Annotated in this window: 14 protein-coding genes; all 14 read left to right on the plus strand. The window is 50.6% G+C overall.

The features are described from left to right. Positions 1-46: 46 nt before the first annotated feature. Entirely contained in the window at positions 47-757 is a 711-nt protein-coding gene (locus tag PK629_06140) for a LytTR family DNA-binding domain-containing protein (protein ID HOP11050.1), read from the plus strand. Between the two features lie 14 nt (positions 758-771). Further along, entirely contained in the window at positions 772-1,827 is a 1,056-nt protein-coding gene (locus tag PK629_06145; protein HOP11051.1) for a hypothetical protein, read from the plus strand. Between the two features lie 8 nt (positions 1,828-1,835). Then, the gene (locus PK629_06150) at positions 1,836-2,498 is read left to right on the plus strand and encodes a GHKL domain-containing protein (protein ID HOP11052.1); all 663 of its coding nucleotides are present in this window, start codon (positions 1,836-1,838) and stop codon (positions 2,496-2,498) included. A gap of 223 nt (positions 2,499-2,721) precedes the next feature. Further along, on the plus strand, positions 2,722-4,578 hold the full coding sequence (locus PK629_06155) for an ABC transporter ATP-binding protein (protein ID HOP11053.1): 1,857 nt from the start codon (positions 2,722-2,724) through the stop codon (positions 4,576-4,578). After that, entirely contained in the window at positions 4,575-6,452 is a 1,878-nt protein-coding gene (locus tag PK629_06160; protein ID HOP11054.1) for an ABC transporter ATP-binding protein, read from the plus strand. The genes PK629_06155 and PK629_06160 overlap by 4 nt, the downstream gene beginning before the upstream one ends. 330 nt (positions 6,453-6,782) lie before the next feature. Further along, a complete protein-coding gene (locus tag PK629_06165; protein HOP11055.1) occupies positions 6,783-7,619 on the plus strand; it encodes a molybdopterin-dependent oxidoreductase in 837 nt (278 codons plus the stop codon). 260 nt (positions 7,620-7,879) lie between these two features. After that, positions 7,880-8,200: a metalloregulator ArsR/SmtB family transcription factor gene (locus PK629_06170; protein ID HOP11056.1), complete on the plus strand. Its 321-nt coding sequence runs from the start codon at positions 7,880-7,882 to the stop codon at positions 8,198-8,200. A 71-nt stretch (positions 8,201-8,271) separates the two neighbouring features. Then, positions 8,272-9,285: a permease gene (locus PK629_06175; protein HOP11057.1), complete on the plus strand. Its 1,014-nt coding sequence runs from the start codon at positions 8,272-8,274 to the stop codon at positions 9,283-9,285. An 18-nt stretch (positions 9,286-9,303) separates the two neighbouring features. Further along, complete coding sequence (locus tag PK629_06180) at positions 9,304-9,597, plus strand: ferredoxin family protein (GenBank protein ID HOP11058.1); 294 nt, start codon at positions 9,304-9,306, stop codon at positions 9,595-9,597. Positions 9,598-9,732: 135 nt separating this feature from the next. Then, on the plus strand, positions 9,733-10,884 hold the full coding sequence (locus tag PK629_06185; protein HOP11059.1) for an MFS transporter: 1,152 nt from the start codon (positions 9,733-9,735) through the stop codon (positions 10,882-10,884). Between the two features lie 24 nt (positions 10,885-10,908). Then, a complete protein-coding gene (locus PK629_06190) occupies positions 10,909-11,262 on the plus strand; it encodes a thioredoxin family protein (GenBank protein HOP11060.1) in 354 nt (117 codons plus the stop codon). 4 nt (positions 11,263-11,266) lie between these two features. Continuing rightward, positions 11,267-11,470 (plus strand): hypothetical protein, encoded by a 204-nt coding sequence (locus PK629_06195; GenBank protein ID HOP11061.1) that lies wholly within the window; start codon positions 11,267-11,269, stop codon positions 11,468-11,470. Beyond that, complete coding sequence (locus PK629_06200; GenBank protein HOP11062.1) at positions 11,467-11,949, plus strand: permease; 483 nt, start codon at positions 11,467-11,469, stop codon at positions 11,947-11,949. Before PK629_06195 ends, PK629_06200 begins: the two co-directional genes overlap by 4 nt. Beyond that, complete coding sequence (locus PK629_06205) at positions 11,949-12,479, plus strand: permease (GenBank protein HOP11063.1); 531 nt, start codon at positions 11,949-11,951, stop codon at positions 12,477-12,479. The genes PK629_06200 and PK629_06205 overlap by 1 nt, the downstream gene beginning before the upstream one ends. Positions 12,480-12,486 lie beyond the last annotated feature (7 nt).

The raw sequence follows: 12,486 nt of genomic DNA on the forward strand, positions 1-12,486 counted from the left end.
CAAATATGGTATAATTCGACAATATGAACCTTTCGGAGCGAAAACGATGAAAATTGCGATTGTGGACGACGACAAGAAACAGATCGAATATCTCTCGGCGTCGGTGAGCGATTGGGCAAAAGGCGTCGGAGAGGTGATACAGCTTTGCGCTTTCGAGAGCGCGGAGGCGTTTTTGTTCGCCTATTCCGAGGACAGGGGTTTTGATATTTTGCTGCTCGACGTCGAGATGGGCAAGATGGACGGCGTGACGCTGGCAAAAGAAATTCGAAAAGAAAACCGCACTGTCCAGATCGTATTTGTCACGGGGTATTACGAATACATCGGCGACGGCTATGAGGTTTCGGCGCTACACTATCTGCTCAAACCGGCGACGCCCGAAAAGCTCTTTCCCGTTTTGAACCGTGCGGTGGAGAATCTGCGTTACCGGCAGAAAGCGCTGGTTGCAAACAGCGGCGGCCAGACCGTGCGGGTTCCGCTTGCCGACATCGTCTATCTCGAAGCCGCGCTGAACTATGTCGAAATCCATTCCGCTGAGGGTGTATTCCGTGTAAAGTCCACGCTCGCGGGGATCGAAAAGGAACTCGACGAGACCTTTTTCAAATGCGGGCGCTCGTTTATCGCGGGATTACGGTATGTGCGAAAAGTTACGAAAACCGCTGTGTTTTTAACGGAGAAACCCGGCGCGCCGCTCGTCGAAATTCCGCTGGCGCGAAACCTGTACGACGAACTCAACCGCGCGCTGATGAGCCGGCTGTGAAAGGGGCAACGGATATGATTTTGGGTTGGCAGGTCGGCATTTCCTATGAGACCCCGACGCCCGAGGGAAACGATTTACCGCATATGCTGCGGCTGCTGGACGAGATGGCGGAACACGGCATGAACTGCCTGAGCCTGATGATGGTCGGCTACGCTCGTTTCGATCCGGGTCACGACGGTTTTTGCTGGCCGGTGCAGGACGAAAAGCTCGAATGCCTGCGGGACAAAAATTGCCGCAACGCCGATAAAAAGACCGAGTTCGTCTCGAAAGTGATTGCCGAAGCCGAACAGCTAAATATCGCCATACAGCTGTTTTCAAATCTGGCGATTTATAACCCCGAGAAAGTTCGCATGTCGTTTCCGAATGCCGCCGAACAGCAATTGAAAACCGGTGAACCCTGCCCGTGGCTGTTCTGCCCGACCTGCGGCGAAGTATGGGATTTGGAACAGCGCGAAATGATGGATTTACTGCGTTTTTATAATCATGCGAATGTAACGTCCATAGGTTATGAGCGCCTCAGTTTCGCGCCGGGTTCGTGTTATTGTAAGGACTGTGCCGAACGCTTCAAAGCCGATATCGGAGCGGATATTCATGATTTTTCAGACGGGGATATTCTTTTCGACCGGTGGAAAATCGATGTGATTACGGCAAAGATGAAAGAGTTAAACGAGAAGCTCAAAGCGATCAAACCGGGTACGCAGGTCTTTCTGCATTCCTCCTGCGCGGAGGGCTGGGGTCATGATCCCACGCGTTTAAAAAGCGCTTTCATCGATATGGTGATGCCGCATATCGCGCATTTTGAGACGACAAAGAATCAGTTTGACGCATTACTTGACAAATTGGCGCCCAACGATATGATCTTGCAGACCTGCGTGCGCAGCAAGGCGTTGAATAACTATTCGATTTGGCCCAAGACGCCGGAACTGATCGGGCGATTCGGGGATTGGATTGAAGAATATCGCGAAAAGGACAAACGGCTTAAAGGCGTGTTGTTTTTCAACGAGAACACGGTGTGCCCTGAAAACCGCAAAGCCGTCTATGAAGTCGTCAAGCGATTGAAAACGAAGTGAGGAACTTTATGCTGTTTCAAAAGTGGATTGACAAACGCATTGCCGCCTACCAAAACGGGCTGGTGAAGCAATATTACGCCGAGGTCGAGAATATGTACCGCACCATGCGCGGCTGGCGGCACGACTACCGCCACCACATTCAAACGTTGAAGGCCCACATGAGCCGAAACGAATATGATGATGTCAATCAGTATCTCGATATGCTCGACGACGATCTGACCAACGTCGAGACCGTGCTGAAGACCGGCAACCGCATGACCGACGCGATTTTGAACAGCAAACTCTCGCTGGCGAAGAATCAAAAAATCACGGTCAAAGCCGATGCCGCCGTGCCGGTCAATCTGTCGGTCAACGAACTGGATCTGAGTGTGATTTTGGGGAATCTACTCGACAACGCCATCGAGGCCTGTTCGCAGCTGCCGGAAGAGAAGCGGCTGATCCGTATTTATATCACGATGAAGGGGAGTTATCTCTATCTGTCGGTCTCCAATACCGCCGCCGGAAAGAAAAAGGCAAAACTTGCCGACCGGTTTCTGACCTCAAAGGGCGCTGGGCACGGTTTCGGGCTCTCGCGCGTCGATACGATCGTGAAAAAGTACGGGGGTTATATCACCCGCGCCAGCGAAGACGAGGCTTTTTCGACGGAAGTGCTTTTGCCTGCGCAAGTGTAAAGTGTAAAGATAAAGTTTAAAGTGAAATTCCAGTGCGGTTGTCATCCCGAGCATAGCGAAGAGTTTCGTTATCATGAATTTTCCGGGTATGTCACTGTACACATTTAACTGTCAACTGTTCACTGATTTTCGCATTTCATCCCCCCAATCCGCATTTCGTCCCCAAAATGCGTTTTTATTTTGATGATATGTTATCCTCAACTCGGAAAGGGGATGAGTCCTTTTGAGCGAAAAAGCGGAAAAAAAGAAAAAAGAACAGAAAACAAAACCGAAGTACAATATGTTTCAAAACGCCGGGTATCTGTTAGGGAATGCGGCAAAAGTGAACCCGATTGTTTTATGGCTGATGGCGGCGTTTATTATTGCCGACCTCGGTTATTCGACCGCCGGATTATTCTTGCCCAAATGTGTCATCGCGGGGCTGGAACAACGCCAAACGGCCGGGCAGTTATTGATTATCATCGGGTTATTCACGGCTGCCATCGTGATCGTAAAGGCTCTGAACGCATGGGCCTCGACATATTTTTTCAACGAGGTCGTTGCCTGCCGGTCGAATCTGAGCAAAAAAGACGTGTTAAAAGCATTGCGGACAAGCTATGAAAATATCGAAAATCCGGATTTCCGCTTAAAATTCGGCAAGGCGGAGCAGGCGACATGTGCAAACGGGCAAGGCACCGAAGCGGGTTACAGAACGATGTATCGCCTGGCCATCTCTCTCGGCGGATTTGTGATCTTTTTATTGGTATTGACCAAAGTCAGTCCGATCATACTGTCTGTTGTCGCATTGACCACCGTAGTGAGCCTGATCGTACGTAAAAAGACCGATGACTGGAAGTATGCCCATGAAGACGACTTCAGGAAAAACCGGGAAAAACTGTGGTATATCTGCACGATCGGCAGTGAGTATCAGGTTGCTAAAGATATACGCATCTTCGGCGCGGCTCGGTGGCTCAGGGAAATTATGCGCGATTTCGAAAAAATCTGCCTCGACTGGGAACAGCGCTGCAATTGGAGGGAGCTTGCCGCCGACGGGGTCAACTGCCTGATGTCGCTGCTGCGCGAAGGCCTTGCCTACGGGTGGCTGATCTATATCGCGTTGACCAAAGGGATGGCGGTCTCCGAGTTTGTGTTGGTTTTCGCGGCAATCAGCGGCTTTGCGAATTATTTTTCGGGGATCATGAGCGGGTTCGAAAAGCTGCATCGGGATATGCTTGACGTCGATCATGTCCGGGTATTTCTCGAATACCCCGAGAAATTCAATTTCGGCAGTGGCGCGGAGTTGAAGAACACACTCGACGGGAAATACGAATTCGAACTGCGCAATGTCACTTACCGTTATCCCCAAGCCAAGGAGGATACAATTAAAAATCTCTCGCTGACAATCAGAGCCGGAGAGAAATTGGCGTTGGTCGGATTGAACGGTGCGGGCAAGACCACGCTGGTCAAGCTGCTTTGCGGGCTTTATGACCCGACCGAGGGTGAGGTTTTACTCAACGGTATCAATGTGAAGGACTTTAACCGCAACGAGTATTACGCGCTGTTTTGCGCGGTGTTTCAGGAGTTTTCGATTATGCCGCTGTCGGTGCTGCAAAATATCACACAGTCGCTGGACAACATCGACGAGACAAGGGCGCGGGAATGCTTAAAACTAGCCAATCTCGAAAAAAAGATTGATTCACTGCCCCACGGATGGAATTCGCTGCTTTATAAAACCGTGCACGAGGATGCGGTGGAGCTCTCCGGCGGGGAGACCCAGCGCCTGATGTTGGCACGGGCGCTTTATAAAAACGCACCGGTTGTGGTATTGGACGAACCGACTGCGGCTCTCGACCCGATCGCCGAGAGCGACATCTATCAAAAATACAACGACCTGACCGCCGGCAGGACTTCGCTGTTTATCTCGCACCGTCTGGCTTCGACCCGCTTTTGTGATCGGATTGTCTTTTTGGAAAACGGCGTGATTGCCGAGACGGGAACACATGATGAATTAATTCAAAAGGGAAAGAAATACGCTGAGTTATTCGGCATCCAGAGCCGGTATTACAAAGAAAATCTCGAAGCGGTTGAGGTAATGATATGAAAATGAAGAAAAAAGACGAAAATAAGCGCAGTTTTATCGAAAATCTCCGAATGATTCTGCGGGGGATGAAAATGACCCGCACAATCAGCGGAAAGCCGTTGGCGTTCAGCAAATTTCTGTCCGGCCTGTTCGACGCGCTGATTGTTTTTCCGAATCTCTACTTGTCGGCATTGATTTTAAACGAGTTGGCCGGAACGAGAGATACTCAAACATTGATCCGTTTGGCGATCATTACAGTTGGGGTAAACGCAGTTTTACTATTGGCAAAAGATGCCGCGCAGCGGTGGACAAACTACCTGCATTCGATTTTTTGGGAGCAAATGAACAGCGCTTATTCAGGTAAATTGTTTGACATGGATTTTTGTGATGTCGAAGATGCCGAGGTTCATCAGTTGCTTTCAACGATCTACCAAAACCGCAATTGGGGCGCTAAGGGGCTTTCGCGTATGACCGGTATGTTCAGTCAACTGACCACCGGCGCAGTCAAGATCATCTGTTCGGTCGCGCTCGTGATTACACTGTTCACGCTGAAGGTACCCGAGAGCGGCGATTTGGCGTTTATGAACTCACCGTGGCTGCTTGCGGCAGTATTTACTGTACTGGCAATTGCCGTAATGATACCGCCGATGCTTTCCGCAAAGGCCAACGACGCTTTTGCCAAACAAGCGCCTAAGGCCCGAATGGGCAATCGTTTATTTTTCTTTTACGGAGGAAGGGGAGGATTGAGCAGTTCGGAAAGGGCGATGGATGTCCGTATTTATCAGCAGGATGCATTTGCCGCCGACGGGCGTATTTATCCGGCCGGATATTGGAGCACAACCTTTCGGGATGTTATTAAAAAAATGGCCGGATGGCAAGGCACGAGTAATGCCGTCACCTATTTAATGAGCGGCGCGGTGTATGCGTTCGTCGCCTTAAAAGCCCTCGGTGGGGCGTTTGGCGTCGGCAATGTGCTGATGTATGTCGGAGCAATTGCAAGCTTAACCGCGGGTATCGGGCAGTTCGTCAATCTGTGGGTCGAACTGGTTGGTAACAACGCCTTTCTGGCCGATACCTTCAGGTTTTTTGATATTCCGAATAAGATGTATCAGGGATCACTGTCGGTTGAAAAGCGGGATGATTTCAAATATGAGATCGAATTCCGCGACGTCTCGTTCAAATATCCCAATACCGATGTCTGGGCGTTGCGGCATGTCAATTTGAAATTTCGCATCGGCGAACGTCTCGCCATCGTCGGCATGAACGGCAGCGGCAAAACCACCTTTATCAAGCTGCTTTGCAGACTCTATGACCCAACCGAGGGTGAAATTTATCTGAACGATTTCAATATCCGAAAATACGACTATAAAGAGTATATGGACATCTTCTCGGTCGTGTTTCAGGACTTCAAGCTGCTTGCGTTTCCGCTCGGTCAGAATGTCGCGGTGGCCAAGAACTACGACGCTGCAAAGGCCGAAAAATGCCTTAATGAAGCGGGATTCAGCCAGCGGCTCTCGGAGTTGGAACACGGGCTTGACACGCCGCTTTATAAGGATTTCGACAAAGACGGCGTGCAGATTTCGGGCGGCGAGGCGCAAAAAATCGCACTGGCTCGGGCGCTCTACAAGGATGCGCCGTTCGTCATTCTCGACGAACCGACCGCCGCGCTCGACCCGGTCGCCGAATACGAGGTTTATTCCAAGTTCAATACGTTGGTCGGCGATAAGACGGCGGTGTTCATCTCCCACCGGCTCTCATCCTGCCGCTTCTGCGATGATATCGCAGTATTCGACGAGGGTCAGTTGGTACAGCGCGGCAGTCATAACGAATTGCTGGCCGATGAAAAAGGGAAATACAGCGAACTCTGGAACGCGCAGGCACAGTATTATAAATAACCGGTTGCCGCAGATTTTATGGGAACGAGATTCTTCAGAACTTCAAACGCGCCTATTTTGGCGCGCTACGCTCAGAATGACAAAATGTGCACAGGCGCAGTATTACAGATAAGTTCCATAAAGGCAAGTTAACAGTTTGCAGTTAAAAGTGTAAAGTGACACTGCCGAAAATTTTAATGCAGCCGCATGAAACAATCGTGCGGCTGCATTATTTTAGAGACAAACAAGGTGATAAACTCACCGATTGTGAGTATTAAATTTGATAATATTAAAACAACTGCATTTTGCAGGAACCTGCATATTGCAGGCGAACCGGGAACGGAGGTTTTTATGAAACGTTACGGGATTTTTATATTGGCTTTCATCATACTTTTAAACGGCTGCGCAGCCGCAAGTTCGCAAAACCCCGACGCGATCAGTTCGGCAACCTTGATTTCAAGCCAAACTTCATCGATCGGCGAAACGTCCTCGCAGGCGGAGAGCGCTTCATCCGAATCGGAGTCGGAACCCGAATCCGAGCAGGAACCGAGCAGCTTGCCCGAGAGCAGCGAGGCGTCTTCGGCGGCTTCCGTGACTTCGGTGGACGCGGTCACTTCCGCGACCCTGAGCCGATACCGCGAAAACGAGATCACCGATTATCAAGGCACACGTCTGGACCCCGCGATCGGGCCGAGAGATAATTCCATCAAAGGGGTGCAGTATGTCGACCCTGAGAGCTTTGTCCTGACCATCGACGGCTTGGTCGATCAAACCGTTGAACTGAATATCGAACAGGTGCGCGCATTGACGGATTATCAGCGGCTGGTGACGCTTCACTGTGTCGAGGGCTGGGACGCCACGATTTTATGGCGCGGCTCATTGCTCGCCGATCTGATCGATCTGGCGGGAGCAAAATCGACCGCAAATACGGTGATTTTCGAAGCGGTGGACGGCTATACCACTTCATTGTCGTTGGACTATGTGCTGTCCAATCAACTGATTTTGGCCTACGAAGCCAACGGACTGGATTTGCCGCCCGAGATGGGCTATCCGTTCATCGTGGTGGCCGAAGCCAAGCGGGGCTATAAGTGGGCGCGCTGGGTCAATCACATCACATTGTCCGACGATACGGAATATCGCGGGTATTGGGAGAGCCGCGGGTTTTCCAATAAGGCGGATATAAAATAAATTTATAAATGCAAAGTGAAAAAGGTAAAGTTGGCAGTGGGCAGTTCACAGTGGGCAGTTGCGGTGTTTTGCTGCGCAAAACGGATTACATTAACCACCCCGGCATTTCGTGCCCCCAAGGGGGGATTTTCGTAAATATCACTTTTCACTCTTAACTGCCATCGTTAATTCGGAAGTAAAATTTAATAAAGTGTTGACAAGTGAATAATTTGGTCATATAATAAAGACACATCAAATATTTTTGATGTGAGGTGAATGTTTTGGACAATAATTATGAACATCAGGCAAAGGTATTCAAAGCCCTGTGCGATGAAAACCGTCTGCGGATTCTGGAACTGCTGCGCGGCGGCGAAAAATGCGCCTGCGTGCTGATCGACAAACTCGATATGGGCCAATCGGCGATTTCGTACCATATGAAGGTTCTGGTCGAATCGGGCATTGTCGAGAGCCGTCAGGACGGCAAGTGGACACACTATCAAATCTGCGAGCAGGGCAGCGGAGATGCGCTGAAGCTGCTGCAAGAGATAACAACGCCCTGTGCGGATTGCTCCGGTTCATGCAGCTGTAAAAATGCCTGTTAAAAAGCCATTACGGCAATGGCTTTTCTTTTGGGCGATACATCAAAAATAATTGATATGAAGAGGCTTTTCCTATGCAAACAATAAAAGCGATCTGGGATTTTTTCCAGTATCAGATTTTAGGAATGAAGTGGCTGAACGAGCTGATCGGCGATGGCCTTGCCGCGCTCGGGCTCGACCTTGAAAATCGTTGGGTCGGCAGCATTCAGTTTTTTCTTTACGACGTCATCAAAATCACGATTCTGCTGTGCGTGCTGATCTTTGTCATCAGCTATATCCAGAGCCATTTTCCGCCGGAGCGCAGCAAAAAAATATTGGGCCGGTTTCATGGAATCGGAGCGAATTCCATTGCGGCATTGCTCGGCACGGTCACTCCGTTTTGTTCGTGTTCCTCGATCCCGCTGTTCATCGGTTTCACCTCGGCGGGGCTGCCGGTCGGCGTGACCTTTTCGTTCCTGATCTCGTCGCCGATGGTCGATCTGGGGTCGCTTGTGCTGTTGATGAGCATTTTCGGATTCAAAGTTGCGGTAATTTATGTGCTTGTCGGGTTGATTATTGCGGTGATCGGCGGTACAATCATCGAGAAACTGCATATGGAAAAGCACGTCGAGCCGTTTATTCTGGCAGCCGGAAAAGTCGATATCGACGCGCCCGACCTGACCCGCAGAGACCGGATCATCTATGCCAAAGATCAGATGTTCGCCACCTTCAAGAAGGTCATTTTGTATATCCTGATCGGCGTTGCCATCGGTGCGGTGATTCACAATTGGATTCCCGAGGAGTGGGTGATCGCGGCATTGGGCAGTAAAAACCCGTTCGGCGTGGTGTTGGCGACGCTGGTCGGCGTTCCGATGTACGCGGATATCTTCGGCACGATCCCGATCGCGCAGGCGTTGTTTGACAAAGGCGCACAGCTCGGTTCGATTTTGGCGTTCATGATGGCAGTCACCACATTGTCGCTGCCGTCGATGATCATGCTGCGCAAGGCGGTCAAGCCCAAACTGCTGGCGCTTTTCATCGTCATCTGCACCGTAGGCATCATCCTTGTGGGATATTTGTTCAATGCGCTTCAACCTTTAATCGTATAAAAAACGGAGGAAAAAATCATGGCAAAAACTTGGTATCCCGTGGTCGATTATGTGATCTGTCAGGAGTGCGGAACCTGTGTCAAAACGTGTCCCCACGGTGTGTATGACGTCAAAAAAGCGCCGTCGCCGGTCGTGACCGCTCCCGACGAATGTATCGATCATTGCCACGGCTGCGGAAACCGCTGCCCGGTCGGCGCAATCACTTATGTCGGCGAAGACACCAGATGGAAACCGCCTTACGCAAAACCGGAGAACGGCTGTGGTTGCGGGGGAAGCTGCTGCCGCCGTGACGGCGACGGCTGCGGTTGTTGAAAGAGTTATAAAGAGGCGTCCCATTTCACAAGCCGTATTTGGGCAAAATAATGACGCTTATCCGTACGGCAAGTATGAGATACGTGAGAATAAATTTTAAGGTGAACGATAATGGATAATAAAAAGAAGAATAAAATGCTCTTGTTGTTAGGCTTTATGGCCTTTTTGGCCAACGGTGACAACTATGCCGCCGCTCCTCTTTTGCTGAATATCGCAAAAGATCTCAATTTGAGCGTTGAGACGGCTGCGATTTCGGTTACCGCCTATATGCTGGCTTTCGGCGCATTCACCCTGATTTTCGGACCCCTGTCGGATCGATTCGGGAAAGCAAAAGTCATCAATATCGCAGCGATGGGAACCGCTGTTTTCAGCATCCTGGGCGGGTTTGCGTATAATCTGCCGTCATTGATCATCTTCAGAGCCGTGAATGGCGCTTTCGGCGCGGGTATATTCCCCGTGACCATGGCGCTCGTCGGCCAAAGTTTCGATGACCAAAATCGGCATAAGGCGTTAGGCAAGGTCATGGGCCTTATGTTCCTAGGCGGCGCTACCGCAACAGCGGTGGGAGGCGTTCTTGCATATTACGGCTCATGGCGGTTGGTTTATATTTTTTACGGCATCGGAGAACTGATCTTGGCGTTGTTCATGTTAAAAATGCTGGAGAAAGACGCGTCCGTGGTATCAAAGCTGAACTTTATCAGCGCCTATAAAGAACCGCTCAGCAATTTTAAATTCATGCGTTTGGTTTTGACCATCTTTTTCGTGGGGTTCAGCGTATTCGGAACGTTCACCTATTCGGGGAAATTGCTTCAGCAGATCACCGGATATGAAATATTGGTAATCGGATTAATTCTCTCATTGTTCGGCGTCGGAACCGTCATCGGCGGCCGAATCGCCCCGAAGATTCGGAAAAAGACGGGAGCGCTGTACTTTATCATGACCGGCGTGATCGGGTTCATCGCACTGTTCGCCCTGTCGGCAAGCAGCAATATTTATTTGCTCTGTGCAGGCCTCTTCTTTTTCGGAATATCCTTTATATTCTTCCAGTCCACCTTGGTGTCCGCCGCGCAGGAAATTCTTCCGAAGATGCGGGGGACGGCAATGTCGGTCGCTTCGTTCAATATGTTTGTCGGCGGAGCGGTAGGGACTTCGGTCAACGCCAAAATCATCAGTTCATACGGGATTGATAAAATATATCTGATCGCTTCGGTTTTGATGTTGATCGTAGGGATTGCAACCTCATTTTTCTTAAAAAGAAAACCCGAGAAAAAAGTGGCTTCACTATAATTATTCAGAAAGAGGTATTACATGATGGCACTGTTTGGTAAGAAAAACAAAGAAGAAAAGGCATCCTCCTGTTGCTGCTGCGGAAACTGCAACGCGGAAAACATGGCAGCAGCCGAGAAGGCAAAAACCGAGGGTTCGGGTGTGAAAGTGCTGGGCAGCGGATGCGCCAAGTGCAATCAGCTCGAAGCCGCCGTAAAAGAGGCGCTTGCGCAGCTCGGAATGAACGACATGATTGACCATGTGACCGATTTTGCACAGATCGCGGCTTACGGCGTGATGAGCACGCCGGCGCTGGTGGTCGACGGCAAAGTGGTCTCTTACGGCAAGGTTCTGAAACCCGAAGAAGTTGTTATGATTTTGAAAAAAGTCAGGGGTTAAACATATGAAAGCAGTGATTGACAAGCAAAAATGCGCATCCGATCCGCGCATGTGCAAACCGCTGAAAGAATGCCCGACAGGCGCGATTTCATGGGTCGAAGACGATGAGGAACCACTCGGCTCACGCATGGAACTCGATGAAAGCAAATGCAACGGCTGCGGTCTCTGCGTCGGTCTTTGCTGCGGGAACTGTATCGAGCTCAAATGAGTCCCTTCACCTATATTTTATACGGGCTCGCGGGCGCGGGACTCGCCGTATCCTTTTTTAAAGACCGGAAAAAGACCAAAGCCGCATTGATAAAGGCATGGAAGGCGTTTGAGAACATCCTGCCGCAGCTTCTTGTAATCTTGGTCATCATCGGGTTGGCGTTTTCGGTTTTAAGCCCCGAGACGATCACCGATCTGCTCGGAACCGATTCCGGCGTTTTGGGCGTGCTCGGAGCGGCATTAATCGGCTCGATCACGCTGATTCCCGGGTTTGTCGCGTTTCCGCTGGCAGCCGCGCTGCTTAAAAACGGCGCGGGGTATATGCAGATCGCCGCGTTTGTCTCGACGCTGATGATGGTGGGTATCGTGACTCTGCCGCTTGAGATCAAAACCTTCGGGAAGAAGGCCGCGATTATCCGCAATATTTCCGCGTTTGTGTTTTCGCTGATTGCGGCGGTTGTGATCGGGGTGGTGCTGTGATGAAGAAATTGATAAAGCGGTACGGAATCCCCTTGCTGTTGATCGCCGCCAACGTCGTGATCGGTTTGATCGTCCCCGACATCGGGGCAAAGTCGCTCGAATTGACCAAGCAGAACATCATCGAAATGATCTCGGTGATTCCGCCGATCTTTGTCTTGCTCGGATTGCTCGACGTGTGGGTCGACCGGGCGACGATGATGAAATACACCGGCAAGGGCTCCGGAATCAAGGGCGTGTTGTTGGCGTTTTTCCTCGGCTCAGCCGCCGCGGGGCCGCTGTATGCGGCGTTTCCGGTGGCCGGTGTGATGTTGAAAAAGGGCAGCAGTTTGTTCAACGTGTTCGTCTTTGTCGGAGCCTGGTCGACGACCAAAATCCCGATGCTGACCTTTGAAGCCGCCAGCATGGGCCCGACATTTATGTTGGTTCGTCTGGGACTGAGCATCATCGGCATTCTGATCATCGCGGCGATCACCGAAAAGTCGCTCGATAAAGAACAGCGGCAGGAGGTCTATGACCGCAATCAGGACTGAAAAGGAG

The sequence above is a fragment of the Oscillospiraceae bacterium genome, assembly GCA_035380125.1.
In the GTDB taxonomy this organism is placed as follows: Bacteria; Bacillota; Clostridia; order Oscillospirales; family JAKOTC01; genus DAOPZJ01.